The sequence below is a fragment of the Tessaracoccus terricola genome (assembly GCF_054776555.1).
In genome coordinates, this window is sequence record NZ_BAAHBS010000004.1 from 533963 (window position 1) to 555259 (window position 21297).

A 21297-nucleotide genomic window follows, 5' to 3' on the forward strand; every position below is an offset into this window, starting at 1 on the left:
AGCATGCACCAGGCAGACCTGCTCACCGACGCCGCCCGCCGCCCCGTCGACTCCGCCAAGGCCGTCCTGGCCGACATCTCCGCCGAGACGCTGCACGCCATGCCCGGCGGCAGCAACTCCATCGCCTGGCTGGTGTGGCACGCGGCCCGGCAGCAGGACGCCCAGATCTCCCACCTCAGCGGGGAGGCGCAGGTGTGGGAGGCCGGTTGGGAGGAACGCCTCGGCGTCGCCCGTGGCGCCGACGACATCGGGTTCGGTGACACGCCAGAGGAGGTGGCCGCCCTGCGAATCGCCGAGCCCTCCGAACTGCTGGCCTACCTGGAGGCCGTGGTGGACGCCGTGGTCGAATACGTCACACCCCTCGACGCGGCAGCCCTCGGAGAGGTGGTGGACCACAACTGGGACCCGCCCGTCACTCGAGGCGTCCGCGTCATCAGCACCATCGACGACGCCGTCGCCCACGTGGCGCAGGCGGCCTACGCCCGCGGCGTGGTGGAGGGCTGGCGGGTCGGCTACTGATCCTTCGGGCGTCGCCTGAGTGCGGCGAATGGGTTCTGGCCGCGACGCACCCCCCGCAGGCCTGCCCAGCCGCTGGTGACGAAGGCCAGCCCGGCGAACACCCAGAAGATGGGCCCGGCGCCCGGTCCGGACTCGAACAGCAGCAGGATCCCCATCACCATCCGGCTGGCGCCGAGTCCGATGAGAGCGAACTGGGTGGTGCTGAGCCAGTGGTTGGGCCGCACCCACGAGCGGACCACCAGGGCGAGCAGGACCACCATCAGCAAGAGGTCACCCCACATCTGGGCGGGCGTCATGCTCGGATCACTGGTCACCCCGAACAGGAGCAGGGTGAGGAAGACCACTCCCAGCGGAGCCCCGATGGTGATGATCCACCGGACGACCCGGAACACCTTCGGGGGAGGGGACAACGACTCGCTCATGCCCACATCATCCCGAACCCACGGGTCAGCGCGCTGCTCACGCTAGGGAGGCGAGCACGACCGCGGTGTCGGCCAGTGTGAGCTGCGGCGGGTACAGGCCCATCACGTGGAGGGCGGCGTCGTGGTTCTCCGCGGTGGAGCCTGCGCACGCGTCGGTGGCGACGGTGACGCGCGCCCCGGCGTCGGCCGCGGCCAGGGCGGTGGACAGGACGCAGCAGTCGGTGGAGACCCCGGCCAGCACCACGTGCGCGCCCACCCCGAGGAACGCCTCGAGCTGGGCCCACTTGCCGAAGGTGGGGGCATCCAGGAGCGGGTGCGGGCTGAGGGCGCGGGCCTCGGGGACGAGGTCGAACAGGGCGTCGTCCGGTGGCTGGTCCGCGAACGGCCAGGCCTCGAAGTAGTCGCCCCAGGAGGTGGCGCGGTCCGCCGTCGGCAGCCAGCGCGTCACCAGCACCCGGTCCTCGAAGGCCGCGGCGAGGGCGGCGATGTTGGCCATGGCGTCGGCGAAGAAGGGGGAGCCCCAGTCGGAGTCGGGGGAGGCGAAGATGGCCTGCGGGTCGATCACCACCAGCCAGCGCTGGTCCCGGGCCGGGCCGGTGGTCACTCGGCCTCCTGCCTGCGGATCAGGCCGGCGCGGGCGAACCACGCCACCAGGAATGACAGCACCAGGGAGAAGAACACGCCCAGGTTGGCGTAGGCCCAGTCACCCTCGCGGCCACCGACGAGGAACAGCAGGTACCCCTGCCAATTGTTCCAGGGTGCCTCCGCCGCGAACTGGTTGATGACCAGGCCCCAGCCGATGACCGACGCCACCACCATCGTCATGATGGAGGTCCAGTCCCACGCGCCGTAGCGGCCGGAGGAGTCGAACAGTGCCTGTTCGTCATAGTCCTTGCGGCGGCGCAGGATGTCCGCGATCAGGATGCCGGCCCACGAGGCGAGCGGGACACCGAGGGTGATCAGGAAGCTCTGGAACGGTCCCAGGAAGTCCGTGGCGAAGAACACCACCCAGATGGTGCCGATGGTGAGGATGAGGCCGTCGATGGCGGCGGCGGTGGGGCGCGGGATCCTGATGCCGAGGCTCAGCAGCGTCAGGCCGGAGGAGTAGATGCCAAGCACGGCGCCGGAGACCAGCGCGAGCACCGCGGTGACCAGGAACGGCACCAGCACCCAGACCGGGAGCAGCGTCGCGAGGGCACCGATCGGGTCCGCGGCGACGGCGTCGAACAGGGCCGGGTCGGACCCGGCGAGCAGCGTGCCGAAGATCACCAGCACCACGGGAGCCAGGGAGCCGCCGATGGTGTTCCAGGCGACGATGGCGCCGTCGGAGGCCGTGCGCTTCTGGTAGCGGGACCAGTCGGCGGCGATGTTGATCCAGCCGAGACCGAAGCCGGTCATCACCATCACCAGCGCGCCGATGACCTGGCCGAGGGTGCCGTCCGGCACCGCCAGCACGGCGGCGAAGTCGATGTGCGGGATGGTCAGCACCACGTACAGGATGGTGACGGCGCCGGTGAGCCAGGTCAGCAGCGACTGCAGCTTCATGATGGTGTGGTAGCCCAGCACGGAGGCCGCCACGATCAGCGCCGCGACGATCACGGTGGCGATCACGCGCAGGGCCACGCTGTCGCCGTCGCCGCCGAGCTGGGTGATCACCGTGGCGGTGGCCAGCACCGCCATGATGGCGAGGAACGTTTCCCAGCCGATCGACGTCAGCCACGACACCACGCCCGGCACCTTCTGGCCCTGCACCCCGAAGGCGGCCCGGGACAGCACCATCGTCGGGGCGGAGCCGCGCTTGCCCGCGATGGCGATCAGCCCGCACAGGAAGAACGAGATGACGATGCCGACGACGGAGACGAGGCTCGCCTGCCAGAACGAGATCCCGAACCCGAGCACCCACGATCCGTAGGACATCCCGAACACCGACACGTTGGCCGCGAACCACGGCCAGAACAGGTCCCGGGGCTTCGCGGTGCGCTGCGACTCCGGGATGATCTCGATGCCGGCGCGTTCGATCAGGCCCGGCGCAACTTCATTGGTCTCCACTGACATTCCCCCATCTTGGCACCATGGGGGGCGGTTGTCAGTGCTTGGACGCTCGCTTCGCCTTGGCCCGGTCCGTCTGGGACAGGATCACCTTGCGGATGCGCACGATCTCCGGGGTCACCTCGAGGCACTCATCGCCGGCGCAGAACTCCAGGGCCTGCTCCATGGACAGGTTCTTGGCCGGGATCAGCCGCTCCAGCTCGTCGCCCGTGGCGGAGCGGACGTTGGTGAGCTTCTTCTCCTTGGTGGGGTTGACGTCCATGTCCTCGGCGCGCGGGTTCTCGCCGACGATCATGCCCTCGTACACCTCGGCGCCGGGGCCGACGAACATGGTGCCGCGCTCCTGCAGGTTGAACAGCGCGAACGACGTGACCGTGCCCATGCGGTCGGCGACGAGGGAGCCGGTGGGGCGGGTGCGGAAGTCACCGGCCCACGGGGCGTAGCCCTCCGAGACGTGGTTCATGATGCCGGTGCCGCGGGTCTCGGTGAGGAACTCGGTGCGGAACCCGATCAGGCCGCGGGCGGGGACGATGAACTCCAGGCGGACCCAGCCGGTGCCGTGGTTGACCATCTGCTCCATGCGGCCGCGGCGCAGACCCATCAGCTGGGTGACGGTGCCGACGAACTCCTCGGGGATGTCGATGGTGAGGCGCTCGATGGGCTCGTGAACCTTGCCGTCGATGACCTGGGTGACCACCTGCGGCTTGCCGACGGTGAGCTCGAAGCTCTCGCGACGCATCATCTCCACCAGGATGGCCAGCTGCAGCTCGCCGCGGCCCTGCACCTCCCAGGTGTCGGGACGATCGGTCGGGTTCACGCGGATGGACACGTTGCCGATCAGTTCCTGGTCCAGACGGGCCTTCAGGAGCCGGGCCGTGAGGTTCTTGCCGGACTTGCCCGCCAACGGGGAGGTGTTGATGCCGATGGTCATGGAGATCGACGGCTGGTCCACGTGGATCAGCGGCAGCGGCTTCGGGTTCTCGGGGTCCGAGAGGGTCTCGCCGATGGTGATGTCCGGGATGCCGGCGATGGCGACGATGTCGCCCGGGCCCGCGCTCTCGGCGGGCACCCGGTCCAGCGCCTCGGTGCGCAGCAACTCGGTGAGCTTCACCGTCTGGATGGTGCCGTCCTGCTTGCACCACGCCACCTGCTGGCCGCGGTGCAGCTCACCGGCGACGATGCGCAGCAGGGCCAGGCGGCCCAGGTAGGGGGAGGCGTCGAGGTTGGTGACGTGCGCCTGCAGGATGCCGCCCTCCTCGTAGCTCGGTGCCGGGATGGTGGACATGATCGTGTCGAACAGCGGCATCAGGTTCTCCGAGTCCGGCATCTCGCCGTCGGCGGGCTGCGTCAGGGAGGCACGGCCGGCCTTGGCGGAGGCGAACACGATGGGGAAGTCCAGCGCGTCGCCGGCGTCGTCGTCGAGGAGGTCCATGAACAGGTCGTAGGTGGCCTCGACGACGTGGTCGATGCGGGCGTCGGGGCGGTCCACCTTGTTGATCACGACGATCAGGGGCATCTTCTTGGCCAAGGCCTTGCGCAGCACGAAGCGGGTCTGGGGGAGCGGGCCCTCGGAGGAGTCCACCAGCAGGATGACGCCGTCGACCATCTCCAGGCCGCGCTCCACCTCACCGCCGAAGTCGGCGTGGCCCGGGGTGTCGATGATGTTGATCGTCACTGCGTCGCCGTCGGGGCGGATGTGCTTCACGGCGGTGTTCTTCGCGAGGATGGTGATGCCCTTCTCGCGCTCCAGGTCCATGGAGTCCATGACCCGGTTGTTGACGTCCGAGCCCTCCCTGAAGGCGCCTGACTGCCAGAGCATCGCGTCGACCATCGTGGTCTTCCCGTGGTCGACGTGGGCGACGATTGCGACGTTGCGCAGGTCGTTGCGAATGGGCATGGGGGAACTCCTCGGATTGGACAACGGGTGGAGTTTACGGCAATACCGCCCCCAGCCCCGCATCGAAGCCCAGGCGGTCAGACCCCCGTGCTGGGCAGCCCCGGTCCACTGGGCCGCTGCGACGCCGTCGGGGAGGGCGAGGGAGTCGGGTCGGGCGACGGCGTCGGGGTGGGTGTCGGCTCCGGGTCGTCACCGGTGACGGTGGCGTGCACCCACACCAGCCGGTGGTCGGAGGTGGGGAACGGGTAGGTGCCGGTCAGGCGTGCGTGCGGGTCGTCGGAGGTGGGCCAGAACACGCCCGCGTCCCGCACGGTCATGGTGGGCGCGCTGAGGAGGACGTAGTCCACGCGTAGGTTGCCGGGGGCCGGGTCGTCGGCGAAGTCTGCGGTGTCGAGACTCGGGTCGGAGAGGTGGTCCGCGTTCGCGCCGCCCTGCGCGGCTGCCTCGACGGCACCCTCGGAGGTGGGCAGCGGGTCCAGCACCAGGGGTGCCTCGAGCAGTTGCTGGATGGCGCCCGGCTCGGAGTCGCCGTCGTTGGGGTCCGAGTTGTAGTCGCCCAGGATGACGAAGCTCGTCCCTGCAGCCAGGCCCCCGGTGGTGCCGGCGTCGTCGTAGAGGTAGTCGGCGGTGTCGGAGACGTAGTCGGCCCACATCCGGATCTCGTCGTGGTTGCGCAGCTTGTTGCGGCGCTCGGGGCCGTCGAACGACGGCGGCGTCGGGTGGGCGGCCAGGACGTGGACCACCTCACCGTTCACGTCGACGGGGATGTCCGCGTGGGTCTTCGAGGACAGCCGCACCACCTCGAGCTCCTCGGCCGAGAACCAGTCGGCGGGGGCGTCGGTGGCGGGATCGTCGGGCAGCAGGGCACCCGGCATGTCAGCCCACAGGAAGTTCTGGAACGTCCGGATCTCGGAGGCGAGGATCGGGTACTTGGAGTAGACCACCATGCCGTACTGGCCGGGGAACATCCCGAACCCGAACGCGTCGTCCGGGCCGCCGACGGTGCCGTCGTTGTTGAGGTCGTGGCCGCTGGGCACCCCGGTGTTCACGGGGCCGGACCACGAGTACGGGTAGTCCACAGCCGGCGCACCGTTCTGGGACACCCTCAGGTAGTTGTCGCTGAACAGCCGGGCCGCCTCGCCGTCGGCGTCGTGGTCGAACTCGTTGACCAGGACGATGTCGGCCTCGGCGCGCTGGATGGTTTCGGCCGCGTTGCGGGCCTGCTGGTTGTCGCTGGTGGCCAGGTCGGCCAGGAGCTGTCCCTCGGTATCCCGGTTCAAGCTGGCGTTGAAGGTGGCGACGGTGAGGTCTGTGGTTTCGGCCTGCGCCGCAGGCGCCGTGGCGATGGTGCCGGTCACGCACAGCGCGGCGGCGAGCAGGACGGATCGGGCTCTGGACACGGTGGGTTCCTGACTGTTCGGTGACGGTCTTGGCCCCAATCTAGGCAGCCCACGCTCCCGCCGTGCGAACTTCGGCTGAACTCCTGCTGAACGGAAAGGATCCGCCGCTCAGGCCCCGGCCTGCTCGGAGTCACCGTTGAGCACCTGGTGGGCGGTCTCGGAGGAGTCGCGCAGGAACTGTGCGCAGCGCTGCTCCTCCTCGGTCTCGCCGAGGCGGCCGGCGGCCAGGCCGAGGGCGCGGACCGCGCGCAGGAAGCCGCGATTGGGCTCGTGCTCCCACGGGATCTGCCCAGAGCCCTTCCAGCCGCTGCGGCGCAGCAGGTCCAGGCCGCGGTGGTAGCCGGTGCGGGCGTAGGCGTAGGCGGCGACGGTGGAGCCGAGGTCCTCGGAGCGCAGGCAGGTCTCCGCCAGGAGCGCCCAGCACAGGGAAGAGGCCGGGTGGCGCTTCACCACCTCCAGGAAGTGGTCGCGATCGGATCGGGTGATCTCGGCCAGCGCCGGATCCTCCGGCAGTTCCACGACGACTGCGGATGCCATCAGGTTCGGATGCGTCTCCATGCGGACCAGACTAGCCGGGTCCGGGCGGTCTGCCGGACCCGACGCCGGGGCGAGTGCGTGATTGGGCCCGGACGCCCAGAATCGGTGCCCCGAACGGCTACGTTCGTGGCACCGATCCCAGGCCGGGGGGTCATTTCGAGGACTGGTCCCGGACCGGTCGAAGTGGGTGGGTGAGGCAGACTCCCGGTGGCCTCACCACACCGATCCGGGATCAGTAGGCTCCTGCGGATCCGACGACGGCCCGGGCGGTCTTGGCCAGGATCATCAGGTCCTGCACCACCGACCAGTTGTCGACGTAGTAGAGGTCCAGCCGGACCGTGTCCTCCCACGACAGCCGCGAGCGGCCCGAGACCTGCCACAGCCCGGTCAGGCCCGGGCGGACCTGGAGGCGGCGACGGGTGTCGAAGTCGTACTGCGCCACCTCACGGGGCAGCGCGGGGCGCGGCCCCACCAGGCTCATGTCCCCGCGCAGGGCGTTCCAGAGCTGGGGCAACTCGTCGATGGAGAAGCGTCGGATGAACTTGCCCACCTTCGTGATGCGCGGGTCCTCGGCCATCTTGAACAGGACGCCGGCGCCCTCGTTCCTCGCCTGCAGCGCCGCGAGCCTCGCCTCGGCGTCGACGCACATGCTGCGGAACTTCAGGCAGTCGAACTCCTCGCCCTTGAGGCCCACCCGGCGCTGCCGGAAGATGACGGGTCCGCCGTCCTCCAGCTTCACCGCGATCGCCGTGACCGCGAGGACCGGCAGGGCGAGCAGCAGCAGGATCGCCGCGCCCGCGATGTCCGCGGCGCGCTTGACCCACCGCAACGAGTTGATGGCCCGTGGCCGGGCGACGTCCACCAGCGGTAGCCCGGCAACCGGCCTGAACTCCAGGCGCTCGGCGCTGACGTCGGCCATGGTCGGGGCCACGATCATCTGGACCTGGGAGTCCTCGAGGCGCCAGGCCAGGCGACGGAAGTCCCCGGGGCAGTCGAACGAGCCCTCGGCGAAGATGACCACCTTGATCCCGTGCTCGGCGATGATGTCGTCGACGTCGTCGATCTGCCCGAGGACGGGCAGGCCGATGGCGGTGGCCTGCAGCCTGTCACGCGTGACGGCACCCACCATCTTGTAGCCCATCCAGCGCTCGCGGCCCAGCACCATCGCGATCTCGTCGACGTGGTGGTCTGCTCCCACCACCAGCACGGGTGTCTGGAACATCTCCATGGCGTGCAGGCGGTGCATGATGCGGCGGCGCAGGTAGCGCGCCAGGCACAAGCCGACGACGCCGACCCCGATCCACACCACGAACATCGTGCGCGGGTAGGAGTAGTTGAGCAGGAAGCAGGCGACGCCGAAGCTGCCAGCGGCCCACGCGGTGGCGTTTATGGCCCGCTTGTACTCCATGGAGCCGGCGCGCAGGTCACGCAGCGAGTACGTGCCGGTGAGCGCCAGGATGGCGAGCCAGCCGAGCGTGAGCCCGACGCTGACCAGGGCCATGGAGCCGGTGTAGTGGATGAGGTCCCGCGCTGCGCCCCAGGCGATCGCGGCTCCGAAGCCGATGCCGATCATGAGCAGGTCTACGGCCAGCAACACCATTCGTTGGGTTCGGCCGGCCAGCACCCAGCGGGTGCCTCGCGCAGTGGATTTGGTGGCGCTCTGCCATGGCAGAGCATGCTCTAGCGTCCGAATGACGGTCATGATTTATCCCCCGATTGATCATGTCCTGATGTGGATCCCGCCGGCACAGCCGCGGGCTGTTTTCATAAGTGTCCCAAGTATTACGCGGAACCCGAGTTGGCGCAACCCCTCTACGAAGGTGTTTCTGGCCCATAGACTGCCACCCATGAGCCGCTCGACCGGGGGAAGCGACCCTCATGTACTCGTCATCGTCCAGAACCTTCCGATCCAGGTGGATCGCAGGGTGCTGCTGGAGTTCCACGAACTGCTGGCGCGGGGCTACCGCGTCAGCCTGATCTGTCCGAAGGGGCCGGGGGACCCGGCCCGGGAGGAGATCGACGGAGCCCGGATCTACAAGTACCGCCCGGCCCCCGAGGCCAAGGGGCTGGCCGGGTACGCTCTGGAGTTCGGCTACAGCTGGCTGCGCACCGCCTGGCTCAGCCTCGCCGCGTGGCGGGAGGGCGGCCGGTTCCACGTGATCCAGGCCTGCAACCCGCCCGACACCTACTGGCTTCTCGCACTGCTGTGGCGCCTGCGAGGGGTCAAGTTCGTGTTCGACCACCACGACCTGAACCCCGAACTGTTCCTGAGCCGCTTCGGCGAGCCGGAGGGCCGCGGCCAGCGGCTGCAGCTGAAGGGGCTCAAGTGGCTGGAGCGGATGACGTTCCGCTCCGCCCACCGGGTGATCTCCACCAACGACTCGTACCGGGCCATCGCCATCCGCCGCGGCCGCCGGGAGCCGCGCGACGTCGACGTCGTGCGCAGCGGGCCGGACACCGCCAGGATGCGGCCCATCTACCCGACGGAGCCCGTCCCGGAGGGCATCACGATGCTCGCCTACATCGGGATCATGGGCCCGCAGGACGGCGTGGACCAGGTGCTCGACCTCGTCGCCGAGCTCCGCCGTCGGGGCCGCACCGACGTCCGGGCCACCCTCATGGGGTTCGGCGACTGCCTCGAGGACTTGAAACGGCAGTGCACCGAGCAGGGCCTCGACGACGTCGTCACCTTCACCGGCCGCGTCGACAAGCGGGAGATCGCCGAGCACATGAGCCGCTCCCACATCGGGGTGTGTCCGGACCTGAAGACACCGCTCAACGACCTGTCCACCATGAACAAGAGCCTCGAGTACATGGCCTACGCGCTGCCGTCGGTCTCGTTCGACCTGACCGAGACCCGCGTCACCGGCGGCGAGGCCATCAGCTACGTCACCTCCGGAGACATCTCCGCAATGGCCGACGAGGTGGAGAAGCTGATCGACGACCCCCAGCGCCGCGCCGAGATGTCCCGGCTCGCCCGTGAGCGGGTGGTGGAACTGTTCGACTGGGCCGGCCAGGCCAAGGTGTTCGGCGACGTGTTCGACCAGGTGCTGGGCCGGCCGTCGGCAGGGGAGCGCGAAGCCGCCCCGGCGGACGCGGACAGCGACGAGTGGGGCAGGACCTACGTCCCGCTGGAGGACGAGGCCGAGTTCGAGCGCTACGTCCTGGAGCGTCGCGCCCGATGACCGGTGAGGTGGGGGAGCGGCTCGTCGTGAACTTCCATGGCATCGGGGAGCCTTGGGAGGGGGTGCCCGCCGACGAGGTGGACTTCTGGTGCCCCCGCGAGGAGTTCCCGGGAATCCTCGATGAGCTGGTGCGCGTGCGCGACGCCGGCGGGGTCGAGCTGCAGGTCACCTTCGACGACGGCAACCTCAGCGACGTCGCCGACGCACTGCCGGCGCTGGTGGAGCGGGGGCTGACGGCGACGTTCTTCGTCTGCGCCGGCCGGATCGGGAAGGCCAGGTACCTCGACGAGGACCACCTCAGGCAGCTGCGTGACTCCGGCATGGGGATCGGCAGCCACGGCTGGGACCACGTCGACCTGCGCAGGACGGACAAGGCATCCCTCGTGCAGGAGGCGGAGGAATCACGGGTACGGCTGGTGGAGGCCAGCGTCGGGCCCGTGGAGGAGTTCGCGCTGCCGTTCGGGAGCTACGACCGGCGGGTGCTGCACGCCCTGCGCGGCTACCGCGAGGTGTTCACCAGTGATCGTGGCCGGGCGCCGCTGACCGGCTGGCTCACGCCGCGGGAGTCCTACGTCCGGGGCTGGCATCCGGGCGACGTCACCCGGATGGCGCAAGCGCGCGTCTCACCCCTGGGTCGGGTGCGGACCCGGGTGAAACGCCTCCTGAAGGCGATGCGGTAAGTCTTGGTGAGGACCAAATCAGGGAAACCCTCGCAATCCTGATTGTCGCCCCCTACTCTGTTCGCCATGATGCGTTGGGGGACACATCAAATACTTCGTGCGAACCTTCCGGCAGGTACCGGACGGTCCTACGAGGACGCGGGCAGTGACGGCCGCGATGGAACCCGAGCGCTGCACCGTATCCGAATCAGACCGCCCGCCCGAGTGATCTCGGGGGCAGGTCGCGCACGCGAGGAATCCGAGTCATGCACAAGACCACAATCCGGGGCGTCCATCGCGCTCCCGAGCACCGGCTCCGCCGACGAATGGCCGACACAATCAGGAGGCGTGAAGGCTCCCTGCTGAGGTTCTGGTGGGAGCTCGGCGCAGCGGGCCCGACCCTGGGCTCACCGTCCGCCGGCCTGCGCCCCGCCGCGACCCGGCGGTACCTGCTGCCGCTGGCGCGAACGCTGGCGGGGGCGCTGCGAGGTTCGGCAGAGCACCTGGCCGTGTACCTCGACGAGCGAACGAGGTACTGCGACTCCACGCTGGAACTGCGTAGGGCACTCGGGACCGAGCTCCCACGACTCGCACGGATGCTCGCCCCGGACCGCGAGCACGAGGCGCTGAAGGTCTTGGAGGCGCTGCACGCACCCCTGCTCACCTCAGCGCCCGAGGGGCCGCGAGTGCTCTTCGTGGGTGACTGCCTCTTCGTCGAGATCAGGGCGTTCGTCAAGGCCCAGTTCAGGCAACACCATGCCGTCCCCGAGATCGAGCACGTCTTCTTCAGCGTGCGGCAGGAACTCGCGGACTTCAGCGGCGTCACGACTGAGACGATCCGGGAGTTCAAGCCAGACCTCATCGGCCTGTCGCTGTTCACCTTCGATGCCGTGCCGCTGTTCCGGGCCGGGATGCAGGACAACGCGCACCCGCTCCGAGAAGGAGACCACTCCGTCGTCCCGACACTGATCTCGACCCTCGAGTCAGAGTTGTCGGCCATCCGTGCGGAGACTGACGCCACGATCGTCGTGCACTCTCCCGGTGGCATCCCGCTGGACCGGATCCGACGGCGCCTCCCGTCGTTCTTCCCCGCCCACTCCAGGGCACAGCGCAGCTTCCTCGGGGCAGTCAGGGAAGGGGTGGCTGAGCTGGTGGCCGCCACCGCGAACGCGATCCTGCTCGACGAGCACACCCAGATGGAGGGCCGGGTCCGGGAACACGGGCGTCCCCTGTTCCATCCCCTCCAGGTCCCGGAAGGCTACTTCCACACCACGCGCCTCGGCCCGGTGCTCGCGGAGGAGTACAGCCACATCACGCGCACGGTGGAACTTCTCGGCGGCGCCAAGGCCCTGTTCGTGGACTTCGACAACACGCTGTGGTCCGGGGTGATGGCCGAGGGACCGGTCCAGCACAACCGGTCCGGCCAGCGACTCCTTCGGGAACTCAAGGACGCAGGGGTCCTGCTGGTGGCGCTGAGCAAGAACGACGAGTCCGCCATCCGTTGGGAGGAGATGGAACTCCAGCCAGAGGACTTCGTCCTCAGCAAGATCAACTGGGCACCCAAACCCGACAACGTCGCGCAGGCCATCGTCGAGCTCGATCTCGCTCCCACGGCCTTCGTCCTGCTCGACGACAACCCGGTGGAGAGGAGCCTGGTGACGGAGACGGTCGCCGGGGTGACGGCGCTCGATCCCGGTGCATCGCGGACCTGGGAGCAGCTCCGGCTCTGGCTGGAACTGCCCTCGACCAAGCGGACGGCCGAGGCGGCGAACAGGACTGCCATGTACAGGCAGGCTGCGAAACGACGGTCCGCAGTGTCCGGACAGCACGACTACCCAACGATGATGCGCAGCCTCAACCTGCGCAGCACGGTGCGACCGGCCGTGACCCGGGACCTGGAGCGGCTGCTGGAACTCGTCCAGCGAACGAACCAGTTCAACACCACCACCAGGCGCCGATCCGCGGCTGAACTGCAGGATCTCATGGCCGATGATGCCCACGGCGTGTGGGTCGCCACCCTTGCAGACAGGTTCGGTGACCTCGGGACAGTTGCCATCGGCATCTTCGAGCGGGCCGAGCGAACTGTCGAATCCTTCATCATGAGCTGCCGCGCCATGGGATTCGGTCTCGAAACCGCTCTGCTGAAGGTGATGCTCACCGAGGAGTCGCGCACGGACTCGGGACCGGTCCGAGGACTGTTCCGCCCGACCGAGCGCAACCGGCCGGCCTCCGGACTGTTCCGGGCGAGCGGCTTCGAGCCCGGAGACGATGGCCAATGGCACTTGGCGGACCCGGGGCGGTGCACTCCGGTCCCGGAGTGGTTGGCGGTCTCGGTGGAACCGGTCAGGAAGCGGGAGGGGAGACGCTGAACCTAGATGGCGATGGGCCGGCATGCCTGGGTCTGACAAGCTCGACGGGGCCCGGGTCGTTGGCTCCGCCGCGCCCCCTGGAGAGCCACCAGACGGCTCCGCCGAGGCCGATGTAGAAGAACGTCAGTCCCGCCACCTGGCGGAACCCGAGCGCATCGAAGGTGAAGTAGCTGGTCACGATGCCCAGCAGGCTCGCCGCCACGGCCAGCCCCAAGTGCTTCTGTTCAGGCGTGCCGCCGGACCGCCATGGTGTGAGAGCCAGCACGGCGCCAGTCAGGACCAGTACGCAGAACGCGAGCGTGCCCAAGTAGCCCAGTTCGAGCAGCATCATCAGCATCTGGTTGTCGATGGTCCGGAACACCATGGGGACCCATGTGAACAGTCCTTGTCCGAACAAGGGATGGAGTTCCACCATCCTGAACACCAACGGATAGTCGTCAGTCCTGCCCTGGATGCTCGGATCGTCCTCGAGGCCGGTGAACAGCGAGCGGATCGTGCCGAGCAGCCCCGGCAGAACGGCACGGCTCGCCACGGCAAGCACGGGGGCCGCCAGCAGCATGATGAGCTTGCGCTTCCACGGCCATCCCACGAACAGGATCAGGACGGCTATGCCCGCGACGACGATCGCGGACCTGGACACTGACATCAGGGCCGCGACGCCGATCAGCCCAGTGGGCACCCAGGCAGACAACTTCCTCCCAGCATGCAGGCTGCGATGCAGGGCGAATGGCAGCGTCGAGGACATCATGACCCCGAGTTCGATGGGATGGGCCGAAGTGCTCACGATGCGGTTGAGCTCCGAGCGGGACAGCGCGTTGCCGAACTCCTGCAATCCCTGGAGGCCGGGGATGCGGATGTAGGCGGCAACGTTCAGACCGGTGAAGTACTGCACGATGCCCATGGCCGCGACCACGGATGCGGCACGGACCAACCACTTGATCACCTGGTCGAGCTCTCGCCAACTCCGCATTCCCTCCGACGTCATCAAAAGGATGCCCGCCCACCCGGCAAGTGCGAGCAGACCGCGGTCCGCTGCGCTGACCAGGGTCTCCGTCACCTGGGCGACGTCGGCCTGCTCCCACAGTCGGTCGGAGCGCTGGTGGATGTCAGCCGGTTGTGCCCAGCCCCTGAGGTGGCCGGAGGCATAGCTGACGAGCACGAGTGTCACGAAGAGGCCGAATGCGCCCCGCAGGGGAGTGAATCCCCGCACCTGTCCGAGACCCGCCAGGGTGGCGCACACCCACCACAGCAGCACCGCGATCGCGAAGAGGTTGGCCGGTGTCCCCGGGGCCCCGATGGGCCCGACGATCAGTCTGGTGGGAATGCACAGCAACATCACCGCGTAGATCGATGCGAACCAGTGGGCAGGCAGGAACCCCTCGGTGCGCACGGTCTCCATCATGACGATTCGCTGGACGACCCCGCAGGCACGGCCTCGGCCCCGGTCTGCGTGGGACTTGCATCGGGTTTGGCGGCCTCGACGGCGTCTGCTCGGGGCGTGGTGGGTTCCTCGACGGGGTCCGTCCCGGCAGCGAGCTTCCTCCGGGCGCGGCGATCCTTGCGCAGCGCGAGCAGGCGATCGATCCCGAAGGCGGCGATGAGCGTCGCCAAACCTCCGGCGGCCAGGGCCGCCAGGACGGACCGGGTCCAGTCGCCGCCGAGTTGCATGGGGACGTCCTCGTTGCCGTAGACGCGAGTGTGGGCCGTCTGCAGGGGAGGAGTTCCCTCCTCCTGCTGCACCCGCAGCAGTTCGTCGTTCAGGGCGTCGATCAACCAGTCCCGGGTGCGAATGACGTTCTCCGGGTCGGGGCCCTGGACCGTCATGGTGATGATGGGAGTCTGGTTGTCCACGCCCACCTGGAAGGAGGAGTTCAGTCCCTGCGCGCCCATCTCCTGGCGGAACTCACGGCTGCTCGTGGCGCCCGTCACCAGGCGTGCCAGGACGTTCAGGCCGTTCGGCAGGTACAGGAAGGGGCTTCCGACGTTCTCGGGGCCGCGCGCATTGTTCGGCAGCAGCATCAGCATGCTGCCGCTGGCCTGGTACTGGGGCTCTGCGGTCCGGTACAGGTATCCGCACGCGCCCAACGTGAGGACGATGCCGATCAGGACGATCAGCCACCGCCTCAACAGGACCCTCAGTGCGCTTCCGAGATCCATGCGACCTTCCCCCATGAAGTGTGAACCGCTGTGCATCGAGGCTACCAGTGCTCAGGTTGCGGGAAGCACAGTGGCGAGGTGCTGTTCGAAGATCGTGATCCTCGACGCGGCCGACTCCAGGGCCGGGGCTGCCAGTCCTGACAGGCGCTCGACGTCGGACAGTTTCTCCAGTGTTGCGCCGACCGCATCATCGGTGGACAGGGTGGTCAGGTCGACGACCACCGGATAGCCGAGATTGCCGAAGAACCCAGCGAACTTGCGGCTGTAGGCCGCCGGGACGGTCGGGACACCGGAGGTGAACGACGCGATGGTGGCATGCATCCGGGACCCGACGAAGGCATCCAGATGGCAGATCCACGACTTGGCGTCGACGGGGCTCACGAATGCCGGGGCCAGCACGCAGTCCGGGTGCTGCAGCTGGAGTTCTCGCGCGGCCCGGACGTCGTCCTCGGTGTCATCCTCCCAGGGGCGCGACAGGACGTGCGGCACGAGGTGGACCTCGTGTCCGAGGTCGTGCAGTGCCTCGACGAGCCTGCCGCAGTAGCTCCGGTAGTCGGCGGCCAGCCCGAACTGGTTGTCACCGGTGTACCCGCCGGCCCACAGCAGCCCCGAGACGTTGATGCCCACCCGGGTGCGCCCGTCGCCGGGGAAACGGTGACGGGTCGGGTCATGGGGAAGGGTGACGGCGACGTCGGTGGCCAGGTGGACCGGGCGCTCGACGAGGTCCTCGAGGAAGTCCTTGGACAGGTCGTCCCGGCTGAACACCAGCGAGGCACGCTTGACGACGTGGCGGAACCACGGCTTCCCGGCCCTGCCCTTGAGCGGGCCATAGGTCTGCGGGGCCAGCACGAGTGGTGTTCTGGTGGCGAGCACGATCTGCTTGTGGAACAGCTTGCGGAGCAGCCGCTTCAGGCCGTAGATGTCGGAGAAGCTGTCGCCCCCGGTGAAGTCCAGGACGACGTCGCAGGAGGCGATCTGACGGACGGAGTCCACCATCTTCAGGGGTCGCTTGTGCCTGAAGGGGACTGCCCGGACCTGCTTGTCGACCAGGCCGAGCTCGCTTCGCATCCGCTGCAGGGACTCGTCGGAGTTGACCGAGAACAGCACCAGTTCGGCGGGGCCCGGGACCAAGCGGTCGACGATCGCCACGGCGGAGTAGGCCAGTGCTGCCAGGCCCAGGTTGGCGGTGTCGGCCTGGACGCCCAGAAAACCGATGCGTGTGGGCTCGCCGGAGGTGCTGCGGGTGGCGCCTCGCCGGCCCCAGTCCATGCTGCTGCTCGACTGCGTCCTCGCACGCAGGGCGGCGAAGGTGGTGATGGCTGCGTAGACGATTCCGGCAGGGACCAGTCGCAGATCCTTGGCCACGACGTCGCGCAGCCACGACCAGCGATCGGCGGACCGGACCCGTATCGGAAGGTCCCCGTCACGCGAGGCACTGCGCATCGCCGCCGAGCCGCGTCGGACGCGGACGAGCCGGTGCAGCAGTTCAGAGGTGCTGGCAGGGGACTCCACCACCACCGAGACCTCCGTGACCTCAGTCTTCTGCTCCGGCTCGTACAGGGAGTCCACGAAGAGGTCGTCGGCGACCATCAGCGGGAACTCGTCGAAGCGTTCGCGGCCCTCCTGTGACAGGGCGATCATGCCGCGGCCGAACAGCCCGTCGCGGAAGACGGGGAGCCGACGATGCACGCTCGCCCAGGCCCGGACGGGCCAAGGGCGCCCGGAGGTGTCGAGGACGCGGGAGGGCACGGCAGCGAGGATCCCGGGACGTTCCAAGGCCTTCACGAGTGCCTGGACCCCGCCGGGAGGGACGATGATGTCCGCGTCGAGGTAGATGCGTGGGTACGAGGTGGCGACGGCGTCGCCGGCGTTCAGGGCGACCGGTTTGCTGCCCTGCTCGACCTCGACCACCTTCACACCGGCGCGCGAGCGCGCGACCTCGGCGGTGTCATCCGTGCAGCCGTTCGGCACCACGATGATCTCGGCCCCGGAACCCCCTGCGAGCAGGGCGTCGAGTGTCGCTCCCAACACGTCTGACTCGTTGTGAGCGGCGATTACGATACTGACCACGGTTCCCCCAACCGGTCGGATCTGTTCGCCCGGAAGTCTAGTGGATGCCGGCAACAACCGCGCGGCCCGCTCCTCGTGGGGAGCGAGCCGCGCGGTTTCAGCAGTCACCGGTCGGGGGAACCGGCGACGATCAGGGGATCAGCGACCGTTGTGGCTGATCGTGGAACCGTCGTCCCAAGTGTTGCCCTGCCAGACGTTGCCCGGCCGGTTCGGGTCGAACGAACGGATCGAACCGAGGTTTCCGCACTTGCCGGACTCACCACGGGCGAACACGTTGTTGATGAAGCGGATGTTGGCCGCCTGGTGCCCGTACGGCTTGCCGCCGTCGTCGCCGGAGGAACCGCCGTAGGCGCACATCGTGGAACCGCCGCCGCCACCGCCGTGGAAGTAGTTGTTCTCGATGAGGTTGTTCTGGATCGGTGCGAAGTCGCCGTAGCCGGTCAGGCCCGCGGAGCAGCCGGTGCCGGAGCCGCGCTGGGCCTCACAGGTGATCGTGTTGTGGCGCAGGGTGGTGTACTGCTCCATGCGGATGCCGGAGAAGTGGGCGTCGCCACCCGGGTCGCCACCCTGGGCGTGCACCCAGGAGTTCTCGATGGTGCAGTTGTACTGGCAGTACATGGAACGGCGGCCGCCGGTCACCTCGACGCGATTGGCCTTGAAGTTGCCCCGGGAGATTCCGGTGCCAAGGTTGTCGCCGATGTGCACTTCGGAGTCGACGATGCTGAACGAGTAGTTGGTGCTGCGCGGGTCGCGCAGGTCGATGGTGCCGTTGATGCGGCTGTTGATGATCTGGACGTTGGCGGCCTGGATGCGCAGGGTGCCGTTGACGACCTTGTCCTTGATGACGGTGCCGTTGGTGCGGATGGTCATCGGGCCGGTGTAGGTGCTGAGGGAGACGCCCGCGGGCACGCCGGTGTTGTTCGCGTTTGGCCACTCCCCGTTGCCGGGGTTGCTGGGAGCGGGGGCTGCCGGGGGACGCCAATCGGTGTCGACGGACTTCTGCTGTCCGAAGCGCACCATGTTGTTGAAGACCCACTTGCCGGACTGCATCGTGTAGGAGCGGCAGCCGTTGCGGCCGGTCACGGCGGTGTCGCACTCGGTGCGCCACTTGCGGCCCGCGTCGTCGGTCCAACGGGTGTTGTTGGCGAGGGGGTTGTCGCCCCACCAGGAGCGGGGGACCGGGAGGTAGGTGATGTTGTTGTGGACCCACTTGCCACCAGAGATGATCTCGGTGAAACAGCGATCGATGGTCGACGAGTAGTTCTCACACCAGGTGCGCCATTCGCGCCCGTTGACCGTGTGCTCGCCGGGGGTGGTGTAGACGTCGACAGCGGCGTTCGCCGGCTGGACGGGGAACAGGGGGACGAGGGCCGCGAGGGCGGCGAGTATCGTCAGCACGATCCGTCGGGGCCGTATGGCTCCGACGGTGGGGGACGTTGCGGTGGAATTCATCATTGACCTTTGCGTTCGGGGGGAACAAGGGGGAATGAAGCTTTGGCGGGAGGTCGTCCCGCCGGGAGCGTGGCCCGGCCCGTCCGGGCCGGACCACGCTGTGTCGGGGTCGACTGGCTGGGGGCTCAGCGACCGTTGGAGCTGATCGTGGAACCGTCGTCCCAGGTGTTGCCCTGCCAGACGTTGCCCGGACGGGTCGGATCGAAGGAACGGATCGAGCCGAGGTTGCCACAGACACCGGACTCGCCGCGGGCGAACACGTTGTCGATGAAGCGGATGTTGGCAGCCAGGTGGCCGTACGGCTTGCCGCCATCGTCACCGGAGGAACCGCCGTAGGCGCACATCGTGGAACCGCCACCGCCGCCACCGTAGAAGAAGTTGTTCTCGATGAGGTTGTTCTGGACGGGGGCGAAGTCGCCGTAGCCGGTCAGGCCCGCGGAGCAGCCGGTGCCGGAGCCGCGCTGGGCCTCACAGGTGATGGTGTTGTGGACCAGCGTCGTGTTCTGCTCCATGCGGATGCCCGAGAAGTGGGCGTCGCCGCCCGGGTCGCCGCCCTGGGAGTGGACCCAGGAGTTCTCGATGGTGCAGTTGTACTGGCAGTAGGCGGAGCGACGGCCTCCCGTGATCTCGACGCGGTTGGCGTGGAAGTTGCCACGCATCAGGCCGGTTCCCAGGTTGTCACCGATGTGCACCTCGGAGTCGACGATCGAGAACGAGTAGTCGTTGTTCTTCGGGTCGCGAAGGTCGACGGCGCCGTTGACGCGGGTGTTGATGATCTGGACGTTGGACGCCTGGATGCGCAGGGTGCCGTTCACGATGGCGTTGCGGATCACCGTGTTGTCCTCGGTGATGGTCATCGGGCCGGTGTACGTGGTCAGCGAGACGCCGGCGGGGACACCGGTGTTGTCCTCATTGGGCCACTCGTCAGAACCGGGGTTGCCCGGCTCGGGGGCGGGCGTGGGCTCCTCGGTGGTCTCCGACGGCTCGGGTGCCGGTGCGGGCTCCTCGGTGGTCTCCGAGGGCTCGGGTGCCGGAGCGGGCTCCTCGGCGGTCTCCGACGGCTCGGGTGCCGGCGCGGGCTCCTGGGTCTCGGTGGGAGTGGGCTCCGGGGTGGGCGCCGGCTCCGGGGTGGGCTCGGGGGTTGGCTCCGGCGTGGGGGCGGGCTCCGGGGCGGGGGCGCCGGTCCAGGTCTCGCCGCGCTCCACGAAGACGACGTCCAGCATGTAGCTGGTGCCGCGGGCGGAGGTCTCCGGCATCACGGAGGAGTCAGAGGCGGCGAAATTGCCGCCCCACTTGCGGGCATTGAGGTCGCCGTTGCTCCAGTTGGAGGGGAAGACGTCGTCGGTGTAGGCGTACTGGCCGTCGGTGGCGAGGTAGCTGACGACGTACCAGCGGCCCTTGTTGAGCTGCACCGGCTCCGGGAGAGCGGCGGTCTGCCAGCCTGCGGAGGACGAGGCGGCGAAAGTTGTGGAGGACAGCAGGTCGCCAGTCTTGAGGTCCCAGAGCGAGGCCTCGTAGGACTTCGTCTGCTCGACGCTTCGATAGAACTGGAGGGCGGCGACGCTTCCGGTGACGTCGCTGCTGAACTTCATGCCCAGGTTCGTCGACTCGGTGCTGTCGGAGGCGGGGACTTCGGGCTCCAGCGTGTCGCTGAAGAGGCCTGCGCCGTTGGAGGTGGTCGCGTTCGCGACTGTGGTCGGGACCGTGGTCATACCGACGAGGAGGGTGAAGGACGCAGCCAGTGCGGCGGCTATGCGTCGGGTCGGGCGGGGGGAACGGGGCTCGGTGCGTATTCGGCGCACCGGTCGTATGTCTATCACGCGTAGGCTCCTTGCCTGATGGGGGAAACAACCTTAGAAACTCTAAGGTATCGCTCAGGTGGGGCCAAATCGGGGTCTCAGTGAACTGGATTCAAGTAAAACTAGTTTTCAGAATTCTCAGCTTCCAGTGGTCGATCGAACCGCCCGATCTCGGGTGCCAGGTCCTCGATGTCCCTGTCCCACCAGCGTTCTTCTAGGAGTTTCGCGATCGTTTCAGGTGAAAACCTGTACCTCACGACCCGGCCCGGATTGCCAACCACCACGGCGTACGGCGGCACGTCCTTGAACACGACCGCGCCCGCACCGATCACGGCGCCGTCGCCGATGTTGCGCACATTGGACCCGATCACGGCGTTGTGACCGAGCCAGACGTCGTTGCCGATGCTCAGCTCCGCGTAGTCGCGGACGTGGTCGGTGTAGCCGAGGTTGGAGTTGAAGAAGAAGCCGTGCATACCCTTGAACTCCGTGGGGTGGTCCAAGGTGGCGGCGAAGGCCGATCGGGCGATCGAGGAGTAGCGGCCGATGGTGGTGTTTCGCCCGAAGCTGTGGCGCACGAAGCAGCCGCCGTGGGTGTACGCGCCGATCGTGACGCCGTGGTAGCGCCGGAAGATCTCCCGGAGCGACTCCGAGTGGATCTCGCCGCCCTCCAACCTGTTGATGAGTCGGGTGGACAGGAACTTGCCCAACGTTCCCCTGCCGTACAGCCACACCAGGATCCTTGAGAACCTGCTTCGCACCGCTCTTCCTCCTTGAACCAGGGC

Annotated in this window: 17 protein-coding genes; 4 read left to right on the forward strand and 13 right to left on the reverse strand. The window is 68.2% G+C overall.

Features of this window, described 5'->3' with window-relative positions; all coding sequences use genetic code 11:
* The first annotated feature begins 3 nt into the window (after positions 1-3).
* Positions 4-519, forward strand: coding sequence for a mycothiol transferase (locus ACYU7G_RS08250; protein ID WP_461106647.1), 516 nt, complete (start codon positions 4-6; stop codon positions 517-519).
* Here ACYU7G_RS08250 and ACYU7G_RS08255 read toward each other — a convergent pair.
* From ACYU7G_RS08255 to ACYU7G_RS08285, 7 genes are all read right to left on the reverse strand, one after another.
* On the reverse strand, positions 513-941 hold the full coding sequence (locus ACYU7G_RS08255) for a hypothetical protein (protein WP_461106649.1): 429 nt from the start codon (positions 939-941) through the stop codon (positions 513-515). The two genes, ACYU7G_RS08250 and ACYU7G_RS08255, sit on opposite strands and share 7 nt — an antisense overlap.
* 37 nt (positions 942-978) lie before the next feature.
* Complete coding sequence (locus tag ACYU7G_RS08260) at positions 979-1545, reverse strand: cysteine hydrolase family protein (protein WP_461106651.1); 567 nt, start codon at positions 1543-1545, stop codon at positions 979-981.
* Positions 1542-2996 carry a purine-cytosine permease family protein gene (locus ACYU7G_RS08265; protein WP_461106653.1) on the reverse strand — a complete coding sequence of 485 codons (1455 nt, stop codon included), beginning with the start codon at positions 2994-2996 and terminating at the stop codon, positions 1542-1544. Before ACYU7G_RS08265 ends, ACYU7G_RS08260 begins: the two co-directional genes overlap by 4 nt.
* A gap of 31 nt (positions 2997-3027) precedes the next feature.
* A complete protein-coding gene (gene typA / locus ACYU7G_RS08270; protein WP_461106655.1) occupies positions 3028-4887 on the reverse strand; it encodes a translational GTPase TypA in 1860 nt (619 codons plus the stop codon).
* Positions 4888-4964: 77 nt separating this feature from the next.
* Entirely contained in the window at positions 4965-6287 is a 1323-nt protein-coding gene (locus ACYU7G_RS08275; protein WP_461106657.1) for an endonuclease/exonuclease/phosphatase family protein, read from the reverse strand.
* Between the two features lie 108 nt (positions 6288-6395).
* Complete coding sequence (locus tag ACYU7G_RS08280) at positions 6396-6845, reverse strand: DUF3151 domain-containing protein (RefSeq protein WP_461106659.1); 450 nt, start codon at positions 6843-6845, stop codon at positions 6396-6398.
* A 211-nt stretch (positions 6846-7056) separates the two neighbouring features.
* Positions 7057-8526, reverse strand: coding sequence for a sugar transferase (locus ACYU7G_RS08285; RefSeq protein ID WP_461106661.1), 1470 nt, complete (start codon positions 8524-8526; stop codon positions 7057-7059).
* 145 nt (positions 8527-8671) lie between these two features.
* Here ACYU7G_RS08285 and ACYU7G_RS08290 point away from each other — a divergent pair, with 145 nt between their 5' ends.
* From ACYU7G_RS08290 to ACYU7G_RS08300, 3 genes are all read left to right on the forward strand, one after another.
* Entirely contained in the window at positions 8672-10009 is a 1338-nt protein-coding gene (locus ACYU7G_RS08290) for a glycosyltransferase family 4 protein (protein WP_461106663.1), read from the forward strand.
* A complete protein-coding gene (locus ACYU7G_RS08295; protein WP_461106665.1) occupies positions 10006-10689 on the forward strand; it encodes a polysaccharide deacetylase family protein in 684 nt (227 codons plus the stop codon). Before ACYU7G_RS08290 ends, ACYU7G_RS08295 begins: the two co-directional genes overlap by 4 nt.
* A gap of 245 nt (positions 10690-10934) precedes the next feature.
* Positions 10935-13037: an HAD-IIIC family phosphatase gene (locus ACYU7G_RS08300; RefSeq protein WP_461106667.1), complete on the forward strand. Its 2103-nt coding sequence runs from the start codon at positions 10935-10937 to the stop codon at positions 13035-13037.
* Here the strand turns inward: ACYU7G_RS08300 and ACYU7G_RS08305 are convergent.
* From ACYU7G_RS08305 to ACYU7G_RS08330, 6 genes are all read right to left on the reverse strand, one after another.
* Positions 13012-14439 carry an O-antigen ligase family protein gene (locus tag ACYU7G_RS08305; RefSeq protein ID WP_461106669.1) on the reverse strand — a complete coding sequence of 476 codons (1428 nt, stop codon included), beginning with the start codon at positions 14437-14439 and terminating at the stop codon, positions 13012-13014. The two genes, ACYU7G_RS08300 and ACYU7G_RS08305, sit on opposite strands and share 26 nt — an antisense overlap.
* The gene (locus ACYU7G_RS08310) at positions 14436-15194 is read right to left on the reverse strand and encodes a YveK family protein (protein ID WP_461106671.1); all 759 of its coding nucleotides are present in this window, start codon (positions 15192-15194) and stop codon (positions 14436-14438) included. The genes ACYU7G_RS08305 and ACYU7G_RS08310 overlap by 4 nt, the downstream gene beginning before the upstream one ends.
* 51 nt (positions 15195-15245) lie before the next feature.
* A complete protein-coding gene (locus tag ACYU7G_RS08315; RefSeq protein ID WP_461106673.1) occupies positions 15246-17372 on the reverse strand; it encodes a polysaccharide pyruvyl transferase family protein in 2127 nt (708 codons plus the stop codon).
* 30 nt (positions 17373-17402) lie between these two features.
* Positions 17403-18719: a hypothetical protein gene (locus ACYU7G_RS08320; protein WP_461106675.1), complete on the reverse strand. Its 1317-nt coding sequence runs from the start codon at positions 18717-18719 to the stop codon at positions 17403-17405.
* A gap of 122 nt (positions 18720-18841) precedes the next feature.
* The gene (locus ACYU7G_RS08325) at positions 18842-20428 is read right to left on the reverse strand and encodes a DUF4082 domain-containing protein (protein WP_461106677.1); all 1587 of its coding nucleotides are present in this window, start codon (positions 20426-20428) and stop codon (positions 18842-18844) included.
* A gap of 209 nt (positions 20429-20637) precedes the next feature.
* A complete protein-coding gene (locus ACYU7G_RS08330) occupies positions 20638-21273 on the reverse strand; it encodes a CatB-related O-acetyltransferase (protein WP_461106679.1) in 636 nt (211 codons plus the stop codon).
* Between the last annotated feature and the right edge of the window lie 24 nt (positions 21274-21297).

Coding starts and splice junctions, on each gene's coding strand:
- typA (WP_461106655.1), bottom strand. CDS start 4,887: ATGCCCATTCGCAACGACCTGCGCAACGTCGCAATCGTCGCCCACGTC.
- ACYU7G_RS08285 (WP_461106661.1), bottom strand. CDS start 8,526: ATGACCGTCATTCGGACGCTAGAGCATGCTCTGCCATGGCAGAGCGCC.
- ACYU7G_RS08300 (WP_461106667.1), top strand. CDS start 10,935: ATGCACAAGACCACAATCCGGGGCGTCCATCGCGCTCCCGAGCACCGG.
- ACYU7G_RS08295 (WP_461106665.1), top strand. CDS start 10,006: ATGACCGGTGAGGTGGGGGAGCGGCTCGTCGTGAACTTCCATGGCATC.
- ACYU7G_RS08290 (WP_461106663.1), top strand. CDS start 8,672: ATGAGCCGCTCGACCGGGGGAAGCGACCCTCATGTACTCGTCATCGTC.
- ACYU7G_RS08305 (WP_461106669.1), bottom strand. CDS start 14,439: ATGATGGAGACCGTGCGCACCGAGGGGTTCCTGCCTGCCCACTGGTTC.
- ACYU7G_RS08325 (WP_461106677.1), bottom strand. CDS start 20,428: ATGACCACGGTCCCGACCACAGTCGCGAACGCGACCACCTCCAACGGC.
- ACYU7G_RS08310 (WP_461106671.1), bottom strand. CDS start 15,194: ATGGATCTCGGAAGCGCACTGAGGGTCCTGTTGAGGCGGTGGCTGATC.
- ACYU7G_RS08280 (WP_461106659.1), bottom strand. CDS start 6,845: ATGGAGACGCATCCGAACCTGATGGCATCCGCAGTCGTCGTGGAACTG.
- ACYU7G_RS08250 (WP_461106647.1), top strand. CDS start 4: ATGCACCAGGCAGACCTGCTCACCGACGCCGCCCGCCGCCCCGTCGAC.
- ACYU7G_RS08255 (WP_461106649.1), bottom strand. CDS start 941: ATGAGCGAGTCGTTGTCCCCTCCCCCGAAGGTGTTCCGGGTCGTCCGG.
- ACYU7G_RS08265 (WP_461106653.1), bottom strand. CDS start 2,996: ATGTCAGTGGAGACCAATGAAGTTGCGCCGGGCCTGATCGAACGCGCC.
- ACYU7G_RS08320 (WP_461106675.1), bottom strand. CDS start 18,719: ATGATGAATTCCACCGCAACGTCCCCCACCGTCGGAGCCATACGGCCC.